19 protein-coding genes are annotated in these 18,326 nt (G+C 69.6%); 3 read left to right on the top strand and 16 right to left on the bottom strand.

What is annotated here, in order from left to right:
• Positions 1-44: 44 nt before the first annotated feature.
• Positions 45-962: a TIGR03086 family metal-binding protein gene (locus tag EV644_RS22745; RefSeq protein ID WP_132190712.1), complete on the top strand. Its 918-nt coding sequence runs from the start codon at positions 45-47 to the stop codon at positions 960-962.
• 13 nt (positions 963-975) lie between these two features.
• Here EV644_RS22745 and EV644_RS22740 read toward each other — a convergent pair whose 3' ends face one another.
• The 9 genes from EV644_RS22740 to groES form a co-directional block, all read right to left on the bottom strand.
• Positions 976-1,377, bottom strand: a complete 402-nt coding sequence (locus tag EV644_RS22740; RefSeq protein WP_132190711.1) for a hypothetical protein — start codon at positions 1,375-1,377, stop codon at positions 976-978.
• 74 nt (positions 1,378-1,451) lie between these two features.
• Complete coding sequence (locus tag EV644_RS22735) at positions 1,452-2,180, bottom strand: acyl-CoA thioester hydrolase/BAAT C-terminal domain-containing protein (RefSeq protein WP_132190710.1); 729 nt, start codon at positions 2,178-2,180, stop codon at positions 1,452-1,454.
• Complete coding sequence (locus tag EV644_RS22730) at positions 2,177-3,283, bottom strand: GuaB3 family IMP dehydrogenase-related protein (protein WP_132190709.1); 1,107 nt, start codon at positions 3,281-3,283, stop codon at positions 2,177-2,179. Before EV644_RS22730 ends, EV644_RS22735 begins: the two co-directional genes overlap by 4 nt.
• Positions 3,284-3,308: 25 nt before the next feature.
• Positions 3,309-4,820 (bottom strand): IMP dehydrogenase, encoded by a 1,512-nt coding sequence (gene guaB / locus EV644_RS22725; RefSeq protein ID WP_132190708.1) that lies wholly within the window; start codon positions 4,818-4,820, stop codon positions 3,309-3,311.
• Between the two features lie 138 nt (positions 4,821-4,958).
• Entirely contained in the window at positions 4,959-6,320 is a 1,362-nt protein-coding gene (locus EV644_RS22720; protein ID WP_132190707.1) for a hypothetical protein, read from the bottom strand.
• Positions 6,313-6,933: an RNA polymerase sigma factor ShbA gene (gene shbA / locus EV644_RS22715; protein ID WP_132333390.1), complete on the bottom strand. Its 621-nt coding sequence runs from the start codon at positions 6,931-6,933 to the stop codon at positions 6,313-6,315. Before shbA ends, EV644_RS22720 begins: the two co-directional genes overlap by 8 nt.
• A 343-nt stretch (positions 6,934-7,276) precedes the next feature.
• Positions 7,277-7,822 (bottom strand): class I SAM-dependent methyltransferase, encoded by a 546-nt coding sequence (locus EV644_RS22710; protein ID WP_132190705.1) that lies wholly within the window; start codon positions 7,820-7,822, stop codon positions 7,277-7,279.
• Between the two features lie 265 nt (positions 7,823-8,087).
• Positions 8,088-9,707 (bottom strand): chaperonin GroEL, encoded by a 1,620-nt coding sequence (groL, locus tag EV644_RS22705; RefSeq protein ID WP_132190704.1) that lies wholly within the window; start codon positions 9,705-9,707, stop codon positions 8,088-8,090.
• 187 nt (positions 9,708-9,894) lie between these two features.
• Positions 9,895-10,191, bottom strand: coding sequence for a co-chaperone GroES (gene groES, locus EV644_RS22700; RefSeq protein WP_132190703.1), 297 nt, complete (start codon positions 10,189-10,191; stop codon positions 9,895-9,897).
• A 316-nt stretch (positions 10,192-10,507) separates the two neighbouring features.
• Here groES and EV644_RS22695 point away from each other — a divergent pair, with 316 nt between their 5' ends.
• Both EV644_RS22695 and EV644_RS22690 read left to right on the top strand, forming a co-directional pair.
• Positions 10,508-11,134: a peptidoglycan-binding domain-containing protein gene (locus EV644_RS22695; protein ID WP_132190702.1), complete on the top strand. Its 627-nt coding sequence runs from the start codon at positions 10,508-10,510 to the stop codon at positions 11,132-11,134.
• A 21-nt stretch (positions 11,135-11,155) separates the two neighbouring features.
• Complete coding sequence (locus EV644_RS22690; RefSeq protein ID WP_132190701.1) at positions 11,156-12,331, top strand: class I SAM-dependent methyltransferase; 1,176 nt, start codon at positions 11,156-11,158, stop codon at positions 12,329-12,331.
• Between the two features lie 497 nt (positions 12,332-12,828).
• Here EV644_RS22690 and EV644_RS22685 read toward each other — a convergent pair whose 3' ends face one another.
• Genes EV644_RS22685 through EV644_RS22655 form a run of 7 tightly spaced genes read right to left on the bottom strand, consistent with a single transcriptional unit; the run spans position 12,829 to position 18,323 of the window.
• The gene (locus EV644_RS22685) at positions 12,829-13,587 is read right to left on the bottom strand and encodes a dienelactone hydrolase family protein (RefSeq protein ID WP_132190700.1); all 759 of its coding nucleotides are present in this window, start codon (positions 13,585-13,587) and stop codon (positions 12,829-12,831) included.
• 28 nt (positions 13,588-13,615) lie between these two features.
• A complete protein-coding gene (locus EV644_RS22680) occupies positions 13,616-14,065 on the bottom strand; it encodes a GNAT family N-acetyltransferase (protein ID WP_132190699.1) in 450 nt (149 codons plus the stop codon).
• Positions 14,062-15,117 (bottom strand): tRNA (adenosine(37)-N6)-threonylcarbamoyltransferase complex transferase subunit TsaD, encoded by a 1,056-nt coding sequence (gene tsaD, locus EV644_RS22675; protein ID WP_132190698.1) that lies wholly within the window; start codon positions 15,115-15,117, stop codon positions 14,062-14,064. Before tsaD ends, EV644_RS22680 begins: the two co-directional genes overlap by 4 nt.
• Positions 15,114-15,596, bottom strand: coding sequence for a GNAT family N-acetyltransferase (locus EV644_RS22670; RefSeq protein WP_132190697.1), 483 nt, complete (start codon positions 15,594-15,596; stop codon positions 15,114-15,116). Before EV644_RS22670 ends, tsaD begins: the two co-directional genes overlap by 4 nt.
• On the bottom strand, positions 15,593-16,261 hold the full coding sequence (tsaB, locus tag EV644_RS22665) for a tRNA (adenosine(37)-N6)-threonylcarbamoyltransferase complex dimerization subunit type 1 TsaB (protein ID WP_132190696.1): 669 nt from the start codon (positions 16,259-16,261) through the stop codon (positions 15,593-15,595). The genes EV644_RS22670 and tsaB overlap by 4 nt, the downstream gene beginning before the upstream one ends.
• 2 nt (positions 16,262-16,263) lie before the next feature.
• Positions 16,264-17,205, bottom strand: a complete 942-nt coding sequence (gene tsaE, locus EV644_RS22660) for a tRNA (adenosine(37)-N6)-threonylcarbamoyltransferase complex ATPase subunit type 1 TsaE (protein WP_132190695.1) — start codon at positions 17,203-17,205, stop codon at positions 16,264-16,266.
• Complete coding sequence (locus EV644_RS22655; RefSeq protein WP_132190694.1) at positions 17,202-18,323, bottom strand: alpha/beta fold hydrolase; 1,122 nt, start codon at positions 18,321-18,323, stop codon at positions 17,202-17,204. Before EV644_RS22655 ends, tsaE begins: the two co-directional genes overlap by 4 nt.
• Positions 18,324-18,326: the final 3 nt, after the last annotated feature.

The raw sequence follows: 18,326 nt of genomic DNA, 5'->3' as shown, positions 1-18,326 counted from the left end.
GCCGCTCCCCGGCAGGCGCAGTCTGGCGGCGAGGGGGGTTTGCGATGGATGTCGTAGAGCTGCACAGACGCGCCAGCGAGGACTTCGTCCGCAACGTCGCCGCGGTCGGGCCCGATCAGTGGGGCGACCCGACGCCGTGCACCGACTGGGACGTGCGGACGCTGGTGAACCACGTCGTCGGCGAGGAACGCTGGACCGTGCCGCTGATGGCCGGCCGGACCATCGAGGACGTCGGCGACTCGCTCGAAGGTGACCTGCTGGGCGACGACCCGGCCTCGGCCGCCGCACATGCCGCCCGCGCCGCGCAGAACGCGATCACCGAGCCCGTACTCCGGGGCAGCTCCGTGCAGCTGTCGTACGGCGAGGAGCAGGCGGCGGAGTACGTCTATCAACTGGCTGCGGACCATCTGATCCACGGCTGGGATCTGGCGGTCGCGATCGGCGCGAACGCTCGGATGGATCCCGAGGTGGTGGACGGGATCGCCCAGTGGTTCAAGGAGCGCGAGGATCTCTACCGCGGTGGCGGCGCGATCGGCGATCGGGTGAATGGGTTCTCGGATCCGGCGGACTCGCTGCTGGGCGCCTTCGGGCGGGATCCGGCCTGGACTCCGGCGCACGCGGCGGTGGCCGCGCTCGGCGATGCCTTCGGGCGCGGGGATGTCGACGCGATCATGGCGCAGATGACGGACGACTGCGTGTTCGAGTCCACCTCGCCTGCTCCGGACGGGGCCCGCTTCGAGGGAGCGGACGCAGTACGGGAGCAGTGGCAGAGGTTGTTCGACGAGACTCCGGACGCGTTGTTCGAGACCGAGGAGTCGGCTGTGCTGGGAGACCGTGCCGTCGTCCGGTGGAGGTTCTCCTGGCGTGAACCGGACGGCAGCCGCGGCCACGTGCGCGGAGTCGACGTGATCCAGCTGCGCGACGGGAAGATCGCCGAGAAGCTGTCCTACGTGAAGGGCTAGCGGTGCTTGGCCGCTAGGAGTCCTGGACTTCGCTTTTCAAGGCGCCGACGAAGAGGCCGGCCTCGAGTTCGGTCATGCCCGTCTCGCTGACGACCAGGGCGGTCGCTTGGTGGAGCTCACCGGCGGCCTTGAGCGCGCGCGTGCGCTCGGCGAGGTTGGCGCCTGGCCTGCGGACGACCGGCGTGTCGGTCACGGGCGGCACGTAGCGGCCGAGCCTGATCTCGTCGACGAGGTCCTTCGCGTGCTTGAGGTCGAGGCCGGTCCGCTCGTGCACCAGCTTCACCGCCAAGAGGTTCTTCTTGGTGGTGATAAGGAAGCGAACCTGGTCGACGTCCTCGGAGGAGAGTCTGGCCCGCGCGGCGGCGAGGGCAACGTTGTCGGCGTCCTTGCTGCTGTTCCGGCTGAACAATCCCATGCCGCAATCCTTCCAGAACCCCTCAAACCCGATCACCTGCCGCAGGTGTCGCGCCTTCTTTCTCCGAGCTGGTTTCAGCCCTCGAGAACGCGGAGGACGTGCGGCCAGACTTCGGCGCCGAACCTCCGGTCGGCTTCGTCGGTGCCGCCGCGGGCCATCCGCCGGCCGGTCGTCTTCGGCTCTTCGCCGGGAAAGATCAGGCGGTGGCCTGCCTGGCCCGAGATCAGCACCTCGGTGACGAGGCCTCCTCGGGGCGACGCGATCTGCTCGGCGAACTCCACCGATGGCCAGAGCTTGTCGTCACCCCCCGCGAGCAGTAGCAGCTCACCGGTGAACCGCTCCGCCGGGATCCGCGCTGCCTCGAGCTCGTCGGGGAACTTCTTCATCGACGAGCGGTACATCCCGACGTAGCTCGGCGGGTCGTCGTCGGGCTTCCAGTCGAGGTCGAACGGGACGAACGGGAGCGGCTCACCTTGCCAGGTCCAGGCCGAAGTCTGGACGCCGTTCTCGATCCAGCCCCACGCATACGCACTCGGAGCGATCGCGACCACCGCGTCGACCCGCGGATCGAGAGTGCCGAGCAGCAGCGCCGCCTCGGCACCACGCGACATCCCCATGGTGATCAGCCGGTCGTTGCGCGCGGCCAACTCGTCCAGCGGGAACGACTCCAGCGGGATCTCGCTGATGCGATGGTCGAACCACTGCGGCGCGACCACGTCGTACCCTGCAGCCGCCAGAATCTGGACGCGGTCCAGGTCGGGCTTGCCGCTGGAGCCGTGCAGCAGCAGGACGCCGGTCGTCACCCGACGACGACCTCGACCCGCTGGAACTCCTTCAGCTCCGTGTAGCCGGTGGTCGCCATCGCCCGCTTGAGCGCGCCGACCAGGTTCATCGTGCCGTCCGGCACCCAGGACGGGCCGAACAGGATCTGCTCCATCGTGCCGGTCACGCCGACCTCGACCCGCTCACCGCGCGGCAGGTCCTGGTGCCAGGCCTCCGCTCCCCAGTGGAAACCGCCACCGGGAGCGTCGCTCGCCCGCGCCAACGGCGAGCCGACCATGACCGCGTCAGCGCCACACGCGATCGCCTTGGCCACGTCACCCGACCGGCCGACCGACCCGTCCGCGATGACGTGCACATACCGGCCGCCGGACTCGTCCATGTAGTCCCTGCGCGCCGCGGCCACGTCCGCGACGGCCGAAGCCATCGGCACCGCCACACCGAGCACCTTGCGGGTGGTGTGCGCCGCGCCGCCGCCGAAGCCGACCAGTACTCCGGCCGCGCCCGTCCGCATCAGGTGCAGTGCGGCCTGGTGGGTGGCGCACCCGCCGACGATGACCGGTACGTCGAGGTCGTAGATGAACTGCTTCAGGTTGAGGGGCTCGGCCTGACCGGAGACGTGCTCCGCCGACACCGTCGTACCGCGGATGACGAACAGGTCGACCCCGGCGTCCACCACGTGCTTGGCGAACTGCTTGGTCCGCTGCGGCGAGAGAGCACCCGCGACGGTGACACCGGAGTCGCGGATCTCCTGCACCCGCTGGGAGATCAGCTCGGGCTTGATCGGCGCCGAGTAGATCTCCTGCAGCCGCGTGGTGGCGGCTTCCTTGCTGATGGTGGTGATCTCCTCCAGCAAGGACGTCGGGTCGTCGTACCGGGTCCAGAGGCCCTCGAGGTTCAGGACGCCGAGACCGCCGGCCTTGCCGATCGCGATCGCGGTGGCCGGCGACATCACCGAGTCCATCGGCGCGGCCAGGATCGGCAGCTCGAACCGGTACGCGTCGATCTGCCAGGCGACCGAGACCTCCTCGGGGTCCCGGGTCCGCCGCGACGGCACGATCGCGATGTGGTCGAACGCGTAGGCCTGCCGGCCCCGCTTGGCGCGGCCGATCTCGATCTCGGTCATCTGGTTCCTTCTGGGTGGTGGCGGGTCAGCGGCCGGAGTAGTTCGGCGCCTCGACCGTCATCTGGATGTCGTGCGGGTGCGACTCCTGCAGCCCGGCGGAGGTGATCCGCACGAACGTGCCCTTGTCCTGCAGGTCCGGGACCGTCCGGGACCCGCAATACCACATCGACTGGCGCAGGCCGCCGATCAGCTGGTGCGCGACGGCGGACAGCGGGCCGCGGTACGGCACCTGGCCCTCGACACCCTCGGCGATCAGCTTCTCGTCACTGCCGACGTCGCTCTGGAAGTAGCGGTCCTTGGAGTAGGACTTGCGCAGACCACCGGACTGCATCGCGCCCAGCGAACCCATGCCCCGGTAGGCCTTGAACTGCTTGCCGTTGATGAAGACCAGGTCACCCGGGGACTCCTCGCAGCCGGCGAGCAGCGAGCCGAGCATCACGGTGTCCGCGCCGGCCACGAGGGCTTTGGCGATATCGCCGGAGTACTGCAGGCCGCCGTCGCCGATCACCGGTACGCCGGCCGGCTTGCAGGCGAGCGACGCCTCGTAGATCGCGGTGACCTGCGGGACGCCGACGCCGGACACGACGCGCGTCGTACAGATCGAGCCCGGGCCCACGCCGACCTTGACGCCGTCGGCGCCAGCGTCGACCAGCGCCTGGGCGCCCGCGCGGGTACCCACGTTGCCGCCGACGATGTCCACGCCCTGGGTGGCCGGGTCGGCCTTGAGCTTGCGGATGATCTCCAGCTGGGCCTGCGAGTGACCGTGCGCGGTGTCGACCACGAGCACGTCCACACCGGCCTCGATCAGCGTCATCGCGCGCTTCCACGCCTCGCCGAAGAAGCCGATGGCGGCACCGACGACGAGCCGGCCGGCGGAGTCCTTGGTGGCGAGCGGGAACTGGTCGCGCTTGACGAAGTCCTTCAGCGTGATCAGGCCGGTCAGCTTGCCGGCCTCGTCGACCAGCGGCAGCTTCTCGATCTTGTGCTGGCTCAGCAGCTTGATCGCGTCGTCCGCGGAGATGCCCTGCGGGCCGGTGACCAGCGGCTGCCGCGTCATCACCTCGTGGATCGGCCGGGACGGGTCGTTCTCGAACCGCATGTCCCGGTTCGTCACGATGCCGACGAGAACGCCGGCGTTGTCGACCACCGGCACGCCGGAGATCCGGTACTGGCCGCAGAGCGCGTCGGCCTCACCGATGGTGGCGTCCGGGCCGATGGTGATCGGCTGGGCGATCATGCCGGACTCGGAGCGCTTGACCAGATCCACCTGCTGGGCCTGGTCCTCGATCGAGAGGTTGCGGTGCAGTACGCCGAGGCCGCCCTGGCGCGCCATCGCGATCGCCATCCGGGCCTCGGTGACGGTGTCCATCGCGCTGGACAGCAGCGGGATGTTGACCTCGATGTTCCGGCTGACCCGGGACTTGGTACTGACTTCGGAGGGGATGACGTCGGACTCGTTCGGCTGCAGCAGCACGTCGTCGAACGTCAGGCCGAGGACGGCGAACTTGTCGGGAACTCCAGCGGGTGTGATGTCCATGAGGAAGGCAGGCACCTTTGCACGGCGAGAACGGGACCCCATCGTATGCCGCGCCTACCCGCCGCCCCGAATCGGTCCCGCCCGGCAGCCACCCCCCGGCCCGGTCACCGAGCGGTGGGTGGGCGGTGGGTGGCTCGGTCAGAGACCGGTCATCGGGGTGTTCAGGACTCCCAGGATCTGACGGAGAGTGACCGGCTTCATGGATCCGTGCGCCCGGGCGATCGCGGCGTGCCTGCCCTCGGCGTACAGGCCGCTGGAGTGCTTGCCGGTGGCGTACTTCGCCCTGACGTAGCCCACCCACGGCTTGCCGTTGGAGTGCTTGGCGCCTGACGCGGCCGACTTGCCGATGTACTGCTCCAGGCGGGTCGGCTCCTCGACCGGCACAACGGGTACGACCGGCACAACCGGTGCGAGCGACAGCACCGGCGGGACCTCGATCGTGGGCTTCTCGTCGGCTGCCCGCTCGTCGGTCTTGTTGCCCTGGTCGGCGGACTGCGCCGCGGGCGGGTTGCCTACGGGCAGGTCGGCCGACTCGGACTGCTCGCCGCCGCCGCCGCTCTGCGGAGCGGTGTCGCCGGTCTGGTCACCACCGGCCGTGGTGTCACCTGTGGTCGTGTCACCAGTGCTGGTGTCGCCGCTGCCACCGGTGCCCGCCTCGCCCGTACCGGTCTCCGGCGGGGCGGTCGGCTGCGTCCCCGGGTCGCCGTTCGAACCGCTACCGGGCTCGACCGGCGTGGTCGGCTCGGTGGTGGTCGGCGGCGGGTCCGTGGTCTCGGTCGGCGGCGGCGTGGTGGCCGTCGGCGCGGTCGGGTCCTCGGTGGGCGTGGTCGGCTCGTCGACCGGCTGCTGCGGCTGGACCGGCTGTTCTTCGACCGGCTCCTGGACCGTGGTCGGCTCCTCCACCTGCGTCGGTTGAGGCCGGGCCAGCAGCAGCGGCGGCGTCTGGGCGACAACCGAGGCCGGCGGGAAGGTCAGCGGGTCCTCGTTCTGCGCCACCTTCTCCTCGGCGGCCGCCTTCTGCTCTTCGACCTTCTTCTGGTAGTCCTTCGCGACCTTGACGATCTTCGTCTTGTCGACCACCGGCATGCCGTCGAGTTGCTCCTGCGGGAAGCTCGTCTGCGGACGCAGCCCGTCGACGACCTTCTCGATGACCTTCTCGTACGGCGACAGCGGATCGCCGGTCACGGCCGCGGCCACGCCGGAGACCGACAGCGCGGCCACCGCGGCGACACCCAGGGCCAGACCCCGGGCGGCCATCTTGCGCGCGAACGGGTCCGTCACCGGGTTCAACGCGGCGCAGCGCGCCAGGAAGTTCTCCGGATCGTCGATCGTCTCGACCGGGAGCTCGTCCTCGACCTCCACCGCGAGCCGCAGATCGGCCAGCAGCTTCAGGGCCGGGTCGTGCTCGCCCGCCTCCCAGGCGGACTCCCCACCGGCTGCGAGCAGGTCGAGCAACGCGTCATCTGCTTCGATCGCGTCGAGATCAAAACGGTCAGCCATGTCGCTCCTCCCCTGCCCCTCGTTCCATCTTTGCCTCATGCCCCACAAACCCCCTGAGCGTGTTCAACGCCCGATGTTGTGCGACCCTCACCGCCCCCGGTGTCATCCCCAGTGCCCGGCCGGTCTCCTCGGCTGACATCCCCGCTACCACCCGGAGCCGCAGGATCTCCCGCAGCTTCTCCGGCAACCTGTCCAGCAGGCTCACGATGTGCTGGACCTCTGAATGGCGTACGGCGTGCTCCTCCGGCGTCGGTGACTCGTCCGCCCCGTCCGGAAGATCCGGCGTCGACAAGTCCGCGACCGCGAACGCACGCTGGGCATCGGCGACCTTGCGGGCCGCGATGCCGTAGACGAAGGCCTCGAACGGCCTCCCCTCGTCCCGGTACCGGCCCAGAGCGCCGAATACCGCGACACAGACCTCTTGCGCGACGTCGTCGACCATGTCGGCGCCGCCGGGGTAGGTCCAGAGCCTCGACCGCACGTAGCGGTGGGCGACTGCCCGCACCCTGGTGAGCAGGTCGTTCAGAGCATTCCGATCACCTTCAGCCGCAGCTGCGGCCAGGTCACGGAGCTCGACCCGATCGTGGGTGTGCGGTACTTGGACCTCGGTCACCCCTCGCCCCCCTCGTTCCAGACCGGTCAGCCTGCAAGATAGTACGGCGGCCACCCCCGCTTGCATAGTGGCAACGCGTAATCACTGAGCTTTTTTCACTACAACCGGTGAGCAAGTACGCCGACCAGCCCTCCGCCGCGCCCCTGGTTCGGCGGTTGCTGACTGCGGGCCGGGTGCGCTCCACAGCATCTGCCGATGGCGGCGGTTGGCGGGGCGCCGCCGTACCGAGCGACAGGCCGATGTTGCGGTTCCCGTTCACGCCCACGCCTGCACGACCCAGCGGCGTCGCGGTTTTCCTGAGTACTTCCTGTCGGTCCGAACACCGGCTCGCGTACTGCGTCACTCAGGGTGCGGTGAACAGGGCCGCGTTGAGGAAGTCGGCTCCGAAGGTGCCCTCTCGGTCGGGGTGGACCTGGCGGATCTCGACGGGGCTGAGCGGGGTGAAGATGCTGCCGAGGTCGTCGCGGGAGAAGGCCGTTCCGCCGGAGGTGTCGCCGGTCCTGACGACCTCGTTGTCGTCGGGGGTCTGCATGCGCTCGGCGGCGAGCGTGACGATGCCGAACCGGCCTCCGGGGCACACCATCGGCAGTGCGCGCTCGAGGTAGGTGATGCGTCGGTGCGGCGCGATGTGGCGGAAGCAACCGGAGTCGTAGACCAGGTCGAACTGGCCGGCCGGGAGTGGGTCGCGCAGTACGTCCAGTGCGGTCAGGTTCACCGAGCCGGGCATGTCCGGCCGAACGCGTTCGAGCAGGGGCGCCGCGAGGTCGATGCCCTCCACGCTCGCGCCGTGCTGCGCGAACCAGCGGCTGTTGCGCCCGGCGCCACACCCGATATCGAGTACGCGGGCGCCGTCCAGCGTTTCCAGCAGACCGCGCTCGTACCAGTCCACAGCGCCCGGTCCGGGCCGCTGGGGCGACCGCCTCTGCCGATGGCGGCGGTTGGTGAGGCGTCGCCGTACCGAGGGACAGGAAGAGGTCTAGGTTCACGCCCGCGCCCGCGCCTGCGCGAGTCAGCTGCACCGCGGTTTCTCCGAGTACTACCTGTCGGTCCGTACGCCGGCTCGCGTACTGCGCGACTCGGGCTGGGGAAGACGAACTGCCCGGCTGGTCCGAGGGGACCGGCCGGGCAGTTCGGGTGGAGCGGGTGCCGAGGAATCAGTGGCCGTGACCGTGGCCGTGACCGCCTGCGGCGGGCTCTTCATCTTCGGGCTTGTCGACGACCAGGGTCTCCGTGGTGAGGAGGAGGGCCGCGATGGAGCCGGCGTTGGCGAGGGCGGACCGGGTCACCTTGACCGGGTCCAGGACGCCCTGGGCCAGCAGGTCGCCGTACTCGCCGGTGGCGGCGTTGAAGCCGCTGCCGACCTCGAGCTCGGCCACCTTGGCGGTGACGACGTAGCCCTCGTAGCCACCGTTCTCCGCGATCCAGCGCAGCGGCTCGACGATGGCCTTGCGGACGATCCGGACACCGGCGAGCTCGTCACCCTCGAGGTCCAGGCCGTTCTCCAGCACCGCGCCGGCGTGGATGAGAGCGGAGCCGCCACCGGCGACGATGCCCTCCTCGATGGCCGCACGGGTCGCCGAGACGGCGTCCTCGATCCGGTGCTTCTTCTCCTTCAGCTCGACCTCGGTGGCCGCGCCGACCTTGATCACGCAGACGCCACCGGCCAGCTTGGCCAGCCGCTCCTGCAGCTTCTCGCGGTCCCAGTCGGAGTCGGTGCGCTCGATCTCGGACTTGATCTGGTTGACCCGGCCCTCGATGTCGTCGGACTTGCCGCCACCCTCGACGACGGTGGTGTTGTCCTTGCTGACGACGATGCGACGGGCGGTGCCGAGCACCTCCAGGCCGACCTGGTCCAGCTTGAGGCCGACCTCGGGAGCGACCACCTGGGCGCCGGTCAGCGCGGCCAGGTCCTCGAGCATCGCCTTGCGGCGGTCGCCGAAGCCCGGCGCCTTGACGGCGACGGAGGTGAAGTTGCCGCGGATCTTGTTGACCACCAGGGTCGACAGGGCCTCGCCCTCGACGTCCTCGGAGATGATCAGCAGCGACTTGCCGGACTGCACGACCTTCTCCAGCAGCGGCAGCAGGTCCGAGACCGCGGAGATCTTGCCCTGGTTGATCAGGATGTACGGGTCGTCCAGCACCGCTTCGCCGGCCTCGGCGTCGGTGATGAAGTAGGGCGAGATGAAGCCCTTGTCGAACTGCATGCCCTCGGTGAAGTCGAGCTCGGTGCCGAACGTGTTCGACTCCTCGACGGTGATGACGCCGTCCTTGCCGACCTTGTCGAAGGCCTCCGCGATCAGGGTGCCGATCTCGGGGTCCCGGGCGGAGATGGTGGCGACGTGGGCCATGTCGCCCTTGTCGTCGACCGGCCGCGCGGTCTCGATCAGCTTCGCCGACACGGCCTCGACGGCCGCCTCGATGCCCTTCTTCAGGCCCATCGGGTTGACCCCGGCCGCGACGGCGCGCAGGCCCTCGTGCACCAGCGCCTGGGCGAGCACGGTCGCGGTGGTCGTACCGTCACCGGCGATGTCGTTGGTCTTGGTGGCAACCTCCTTGGCCAGCTGCGCACCCAGGTTCTCGAACGGGTCGTCCAGCTCGACCTCACGCGCGACGGTGACACCGTCGTTGGTGATGGTCGGGGCGCCCCACTTCTTGTCCAGCACGACGTAGCGGCCCTTGGGCCCCAGCGTCACCTTCACCGTGTTCGCGAGCTTGTCGACGCCGCGCTCCAGCGCGCGCCGCGCGTTCTCGTCGAACTCGAGGATCTTCGGCATGGAAAACTAGTCCCTCTCTGAGTTTCAACATGGGGCTCGCGGGTCCGGAATCGACTCCGCTCCGGCGCCGGCATCCGGCACCGGAGCGGTGTCAGTCAGAACAGCGAGCGAGGGTGTGTCCCCTCGTCCCGCGCGGTAGCGGGCAGAGCCACGCGGCACGCACCGGACGAGGAGGCACGCCCTTACATCACTTGGTGACGACTGCGAGGATGTCGCGGGCGCCCAGGATCAGGTAGTCCTGGCCGTCGTACTTGACCTCGGTGCCGCCGTACTTCGAGTAGATGACCTTGTCGCCGACGCTGACGTCCAGCGGGACGCGGTTGCCGTTGTCGTCGATGCGGCCGGGGCCGACGGCGAGGATCTCGCCCTCCTGGGGCTTCTCCTTGGCGGTGTCCGGGATGACCAGGCCGGACTTCGTGGTCTGCTCGGCTTCGAGCGGCGCAACGAGGACGCGGTCCTCGAGCGGCTTGATCGTGACCGACACTTGCTGACCTCCACGGTCGAGTTCTTGGTGTGTTCTGCAGGTGCTGCGAGCGGCCGTTCACCTCTGCCGTCGCGGGGATCAGAGGCCGGGCCGCTGGCACCCTCGAGTGGAGAGTGCCAACACCGAATCTAGGCGGCGATTAGCACTCGGTCAACTCGAGTGCCAGATTCTCGCCCACGGCGGACAGCCGCACCGGAAGTGATCGTCCGTGCGCTTTCCGCCACCGAGCCCTAGGCGGCGGGGCCACCGGCGTGGGACCGTCTTGCGTGGAGGCATTCCCGGCCGCCCCGGGATCGACCGCACCAGGAGAGAACCCATGGCCGTCCGCATCCCGTCGCTCCGGAACCTGTCCCTCTTCAAGCTCACCCCTCGAAAGGCCGTCGCCGTCGTCGCGATCCTCGTCAGCCCGATCGCCGTGGCGGCCGTCGCGGCCAACGGGAACAACCCGCCCCAGGAAGGCTCCGCCGCCTCGGGTGGCGCCGCCCCCGCAGTACAGCCGCCGAAGGCTGACTCAGCGGAAGCGAAGACGGACGCCCAGGCGGAGACCCGGGCCGCGGCCGCATTGACGCAGTGCCGGTCCGCGCGGCTGGTACCGGTCGGCAAGACAGGGTGGGGTGTCCCGATGCCGTCGGTGTGGAACAGCCCCAGTACGACCTGCAACCTCATGTCCGGCGACGACCCGTACCGCGGTTCCGCGCGCACCGGTGATCCCGACACGGCGATCCGGACCCTGCAGCGCAACCTGAACTACTGCTACGGGTACCGCCTCACAGTGGACGGCGTGTACGGCAGCAACACCCGCGGAGTGGTCAAGGCGGTGCAGAAGCGGCACAAGCTCACGGCCGACGGCATCTACGGCCCGAAGACCCGCTCGGCCATGAACTGGCGGCTGTTCTCATCGACGACGAACACCTGGAGCAAGGCCTGCTCCAGCCCGCTGTAGTCCCCGGGCAGACTGGGGCGGGTGGACCCTTCGTCGATCACCTCGCTGCTCACCGCACCCGGGGACGCAGTACTGGCCGAGGCCTGTGCCGCGTTCAGGCCCGGCGGTGAGCTCAAGCTGGTCGAACAGCTCAGACGCCGGTACGACGCTGCCGTGGTGACCGCCGCGGTCACGCAGGCTTCGCTGCGGCATCGGGCGGCCGCCAAGTTCGGCGCGGAGGACGCCGCACGGATGTACTTCACGCCGGACGGGCTCGAGCAGGCCACGCGAACCACAGTGGGGGTCCACCGGGCCGCACGCATCGCGGGCACTATTCCTGGCGCCACTGTGGTCGACCTTGGTTGTGGGATCGGTGGTGACCTCATCAGCGCCGCCCGCGCCGGCTTGCGCGTCACGGGCGTGGAGCGAGACCCCGCGACAGCCGCTGCAGCGCAGGCGAACCTCGCGGCGCTGGGACTACCCGGCGAGGTCCTGGTGGGAGACGCCGAGGCGCAGGACGTCACGCAGTACGAGGCGGTCTTCGCGGATCCCGCACGGCGGGCCGATGGGAAGCGGGTGTTCGACCACAACGCCTACTCGCCGCCGTGGTCCTTCATCACCGACCTCCTGGCGGGTACTGCGTGCGTCAAGGTGGCTCCGGGCATTCCGCACGACGCGGTGCCGGACGGTGTCGAGGCGGAGTGGGTCAGCGACGCAGGCGAGGTCAAGGAGGCCGCGCTGTGGTCCGGGAAGCTCTACGCCGGCACCAGCCGCCGGGCGACGCTCCTGCCTGGCGGCGCGACAGTGACGACGGCGCCTGAGGTAGACAGCGGCCCTGTCGGGCAGTACATCTACGAGCCGGATGGAGCTGTCGTCAGGGCCGGACTGGTCACCGCCGTTGCTGCGGCGGTCGACGGCTGGCTGCTGGATCCGCGGATCGCCTATGTGACCGGTTCATCCTTGGTGGCGACTCCTCTGGCCGCTGCTTATGAGGTGATCGAGGAAGTGCGGTACCGCGAGAAGGCACTGCGGGCCTGGGTAAGGTCGAACGGCATCGGCACACTGGAGATCAAGAAGCGCGGCGTCGACTTCGACCCGGCACAGCTCCGCAAGAAGCTGGCCCCGAAGGGCTCCGCGAGCGCGACGCTCATCGTGACCCGGATCGGCCGGGACGCGGTCGCCTACTCCTGCCGCCGGGTTTCCACGCAGGCTTCCTGACCGTCAGCCGCCGATTTGCCTGTCATGTCGATTTGCCTTCGCGGCACATTCGAACATATGATCGATCTCACGAGCGGGCTCCTGGCCGGCCAGCCGACGGACGAGGTGCTGCGTCTGTTGCCGCACCCGGCCAGGAGCCCGCCACTAAGCATCACGTCGGTGTCGCCGGCTGTTCACCTCGGTGCGTCAGGGTTGGCGGGAACCGGTCTGCCGCTGACCGTTTCCTGGGGACCGAGTGTCCCGTAAGCGATGTAGCTTGAACGATAACGGTGTCCAGGTGCGTGCATCGCGGTGCTTGAGCAGTGGCCTCGATGCGGAGCATCGTGGGCGCTGGGCAAGTGCCGCGAGGTGCGTGCCTGGGCGCCGATAGCGTCAAGCTACATCGCTTACGGGACACTAGCGGTGAGTTCAGGTCCACGGGCTCTTGCCTGCCGCGCCCTTCCCCGCGCTGCAGGAGCACCCGACCTGAGACGCAGCAGCCAGACCTGCTCGAGTGCTCAGACCTGTTCGAGTGCTTGGGAGCCCAGGACCCGAAGGCGGAGACGGGCCGCGGCGATGTCTCGTACTCCGGCCGCGTTCCCACCCGGGCGATTCCACAGCGGGAGCGGATCCACCCGATCGGGCTCGGTGGTGAGTGCCGGGCAATCCGTGGGACCACCGAGAGCGGCGGCGACGAAACGGCGTACGAGTTCATTCCAATCGCCGTAGCGGTGGAGCATCGCGTGCGTCTCGCCTTCCACGGACAACAGTGCAACCGGTACTCCGGTGGCACGCAAGCGCCTGGCAAAAGCAGCCGTCTGCGCGGGATCCGTCATCCGGTCCAACGTCCCATGCGCCAGTACTACGGGCCCGCGCAACGCGACGAGTGGTTCGCTGTCGGGGAGCCACGGAGCAAGCCCCAGAACGCCCGAGACCAACGGGTGATTGCCAGCGGCAACCACTGCGCGGCCGCCCATCGAGTGGCCGATCAGGACCACCCGGCGGATGGACGACGGGAGTCCGTCGAGCACCATGCGAAGGTCGTTCGCGGGATGAGCCTCGGTCCCGTTCCAACCGCGATACCGGTAGCGCATCAGGCCGACAGCGGCGCCGGGAGCAGCCGAGCGCGCAGCCAGGGCCAACGGCCACATCCGCAGGATCGCCGCTCGCCAGCCACCGGCCGGATCCAGCGAGTCCACCACGCCACCATGCGCGAGCAGTACCAGCTCTGTCGCCTCCTCCGGCGCGGCGAGCAGATCGATCCCGGGAAGACTCATGCCGGCCGGCCCCCACCCAGCACACACTTCACGGTTGGCCGTAGATCTCGGCGGGACTGCGAGCGACGCCCAGGAACAGACTCGGGTCAGAGAGATCTTCAAACCCGTAGGAACGATAGAGCCCGTGCGCGTCGGCCGTCGCCAGCATCGTGCGCCGCAACAGTTGCAGATCCGGATGCTCGAGCAGGGTGGAGACCACGAAGCGCCCGAGCCCATGCCCGCGCGACGACGGCAGCACGAAGACGTCCGCGATCCAGGCGAACGTCGCCCGATCCGTCACCGCCCGCGCGAACGCGACCTGAGCTCCGTCCGGCGCATACACCCCGACGTTGAGGCTGTTCGCAACCGCCTTGGCCACCACGTCCCGCGGAATCTGCGGCGCCCAGTACGACGTACGCAGGAACCCGTGCACCACATCCAGGTCGATCCGTGCGGTGTCGTCGTCGGCGACGAACCCGTCCGGGTGCTCCCACCTCATGAGTTCAGCACCGTCGTGATCGGCATCGACGAGTCGGCCGGCAACCCCAGCGGCGACGGCGACTTCCCGGCCCGCACGAGCTCGGAGCCGAGCGCCGCCACCATCGCTCCGTTGTCCGTGCACAACCCCGGCCGCGGCACCCGTACGGCGATGCCGGCCGCGGAGCAGCGCTCTTCGGCCATCGCCCGCAACCGGGAGTTCGCCGCGACCCCGCCACCGATCAGCAGGTGCTCGTAGCCGCGGTCCTTGCAGGCATCGATCGCCTTGCGCGTCAGCACGTCGCAGACGGCTTCCTGGAACGCGGCGGCCACGTGGTTCACCGGCACGTCCTCGCCGTCGCGACGCTTCGCCTCGACCCACCGGGCGACGGCGGTCTTCAAGCCGGAGAAGGAGAAGTCGAACCGGTGCCGCTCGAGATCCCGTTGACTGGTCAGCCCGCGCGGGAACCGCACGTAGAGCGCGTCACCGCCGTCCCGTGCCGCCTTGTCGACATATGGACCTCCGGGGAACGGCAGCCCCAGCACCCGGGCGACCTTGTCGAAGGCCTCCCCCGCCGCGTCGTCGATGGTGGCGCCCATCGGTTCGACGCCGACGGTGATGTCCTCGACCGCGAGCAGCGACGAGTGCCCGCCGGAGACGAGCATCGCGATCGCGCCCTTCGGGAGATCCCCGTGCTCGAGCGTGTCGACGGCGACGTGCGCGGCGAGGTGGTTCACGCCGTACAAGGGCTTGTCGAGTGAGAGGGCAAGGCCCTTGGCGGCGGCGACGCCGACGAGCAGGGCGCCGGCCAGGCCGGGTCCGCTGGTGACGGCGACCGCGTCGACATCGGACGGCTTGATCCCCGCGGTCTCACACGCGCGGCGGATCGTCGGCACCATCGCCTCGAGGTGCGCGCGGCTGGCGACCTCCGGGACGACACCGCCGAACCGGGCGTGCTCCTCGACGCTGGAGGCGATCGCGTCGGCCAGCAGCGTCTGCCCGCGGACGATACCGACCCCGGTCTCGTCGCACGACGTCTCGATGCCCAGGATCAAGGGCTCGTTCTCACTCATCCGACATCTCCTGCCACCGCATCCACTGCCACCACGTCTCCCGGCCACCGCATGATGACCGCGTCCTCGCCGCCCGCGTAGTACCCGCGCCGCCGGCTGATCTCCTCGAAGCCGAAGCGCCGGTACAGGGCCCTCGCCGACTCGTTGCCCGCAGCAACTTCGAGCAGGACGGTCCGGCCGGCGCACCGCTCCAGCGCCTTGGTCAGCAACTGCCCGCCGATCCCGGTACGCCGCTCGTCCGGCGCGACCGCGATCCGCAGCAGATCCACCGGGTCCTCCAGAGCGACGGGAACCAGCAGTACCACGTACCCGACCACAGCACCTTCGTCGGCGACCAGCACCACACGATCGTCGTCCAACCGGGCGAACTCCTCCGCCCAGGAGTCGGAGCTCCACGCGGACGGGCCGAAGCAGACCTTGTCCAGCGCAACAAGTATCGCCAGGTCGGCGGGTTCGGCTGGACGAATGCGAGGTCTCACTTCGGCAGCACGCTCTTGGGCCCACCGGACATCGTCACGTCAGGCCGTCGCAGATACAGCGGATCCGGCGCGACCACAGGCAGAGTCCCTGTCGCCACCCCCAGCGCCAGTACTTCGGCCGACGGGTACTCGGGCACGTCGCTGGTGTCGAGCCCGAGTGCCTCCGCATAGAGAACCGCACCGCGTCCGATCACCGGCAGCCCGGCGAGAACGTGGGCGACATCGGCCGGGCGATCCACGGCCGGCCCCTCGAGGCGCCGGCGACTCCCGTCAGCCGCGGGTCCGTCGTACAGGGCCCAGTAGATCTCCTTGCGGCGGGCGTCGGTCGCGACGGCGACGGGCAGAGTCAGCGAGGACTGCCTGGCAAGGATGTCGAGGCTGCAGACACCGGCGACCTCGATCTCGAGCACGTCCGCCATGGTCCGCGCGGTCACCAGGCCGACCCGCAGGCCGGTGAACGGACCTGGTCCGACACCGACGGCGATCTTGGTCAGGTCGCGCGGAATACAGCCGGCGGCTGCCATGGCCTCAGCGATCGCGGGCGCCAGCAACTCGCCGTGCCGCAGCGCGTCCACGGTCGACGAGGAAGCGAGGACGGCCCCGCTGACCGGATCGGCGACGGCCACGGTCACCGCGGCACTGGACGTATCGAACGCAAGCAACATGGTCAGTCCCTCTCCGCCGCGGACAGAACCGGCGGGGTGAGCGAGACACCGGTCTCGGCCCAGCGGGGGCCGGCTGGAGTGATGCGGAGGTCCCGGGTCTCGTCGATGTCGTCGTCGCCGCGGGTGATCACGATGTCGAGGCGGTCCGGGGCGAGCGACTCGGCGAGCCCGTGGCCCCACTCGACCACGGTGACCGCGTCGTCGAGGCTGGCGTCCAGGTCGAGGTCGTCCAGCTCGGCGATACCGCCCAGCCGGTAGGCGTCCACGTGCACCAGCGCCGGACCGCCCGCGAGCGAGGGATGCACCCGCGAGATCACGAACGTCGGCGAGGTGATGTCGCCGCGCACCTTCAGCCCGGCCCCCAGCCCCTGGGTGAACGTCGTCTTGCCGGCGCCGAGATCACCCGACAGCACGAGTACGTCACCCGCTCGCAACTGGCCGGCGAGTTCTTCCGAGGCCGCGCGCATGTCGTCCGCGGTGGGGATGGTCAGCTCGATCGGCATCGCCTTCGCGTAGATGAGGTTCTGCCCCTCACGCTCGACCACGGAATACCCACGACGCCGCCAGAACTCCACGGTGTCGGGCAGTTCGACCCGGGCGATCAACCGAACCCGGCGCAGACCGCGCTCGCGGGCGGTGTCCTCGGCGCAGCCGACCATCGCGGAGGCGACGCCGCGGCCCTGGAAGCGCGGGTTCACCGAGACCCGGCGCAGGCCGAGCACGTCGCCGTCGACCTCGAAGAGCATCGCGCCGGCCGCTACGCCGTCGATGAGGACGAGCAGTCCGCCGTGCGCGGCGACCGCGGCGGCGACGGTGGTGGCGTTCTCCGAGAGCGCGGTCGACGGCGGGTCGAGCACCCGCCGGGCGGAGAAGGCGTGGTGGATGACGTCGACGATCTCTTCCGCGTGCTCCGCGGTGGCGTCCACCACGTGCAGGTCGGTCATGTCTGTCCCAGGGATGTCTCGGCCCGCTCGATCATGCCGAGCAGGGCTGCGGTGAACTCGCGGTGGTGCTCGATCAGGCCGAGGTGCCCGCAGTTCTTCACCTCGACCAGCTCCGCCCCCGGTACGTGCCGGACGATGTCCTCCGAGTGCTCGAACGGGGTCAGATGGTCGGAGTCACCACCGATGACCACGCACTCCACCTTCTGCAACGGTTCCAGATGCTCGTATCGCTGGTGCATCGCGAAGATCGGGTAGAACTCCGCGATCACCGAGATCGGCGTCGCGGCGATCATCTCGTTGACGAACTCGGTGAAGGCCGGCGGCACCTCGGAGCCGAACGAGTACTTCCGGGTCAGCAGGTAGCTGATGTCCGTGCCGGCCTTGCGGCTGCGCTCGACCACGTCGGGGATCCGGGCCAGCGCCGAGACGGTCGGCGTCGCCAGCGCCCGGATCAGCATCCCGGCCTTGCCCGGCAGCGCGATCGGGACGCGGTCCAGCCCGCCGGCGCTGGTGGAGCACAGCCCGACGCCGATCACCCGGTCGCCGAAGATCTCCGGATGCTGCTCGGCCAGCGCCATGATCGACATGCCGCCCATCGAGTGCCCGATCAGGATCACCGGGCCGGTCGGCGCGAACTCCTCCATGATCCCGAACAGGTCCCGGCCGAGCTGCTCGATGCTGACGTGCTCCTTCGGCGACCGGCCGGACCGTCCGTGCGAGCGCTGGTCGTAGAACACCATCGTGCCGATCCCGGCCAGGTCGCGGCGCTCGAAGTGCCAGCAGTCCATGTTCAGCCCGTAGCCGTGCGCGAAGATCAGCGTCAGGTCCTCCGGCGCGTTCACCTCCACCTTGCGCCGCAGCCGGCGCTTGGCCGGGGGCGCCGGACGCCGGGACCGCTTCAGCTCGTCGACCTCGACGTACAGCTCGACGCCGTCGTCGGCGGTGAAGACGTGCGGCTCACCGCGCAGCGATCCGAACGGCTCGGCCTCGAGCTGGGCGCGCTGGCTCGAGCGCCGGCCGATCAGCTGGCGCTCGACGGCGACACCCGCCGCGGCGCCGGCGGCGATAACGCCGACCGCGGCGCCGATCAGGCCGGCGGTGCGACCTACGTTGGCCACGCC

It is taken from the genome of Kribbella orskensis, from assembly GCF_004342085.1.
Lineage (GTDB): Bacteria > Actinomycetota > Actinomycetes > Propionibacteriales > Kribbellaceae > Kribbella > Kribbella orskensis.
This window is presented reverse-complemented; position numbering and strand designations above follow the sequence as displayed.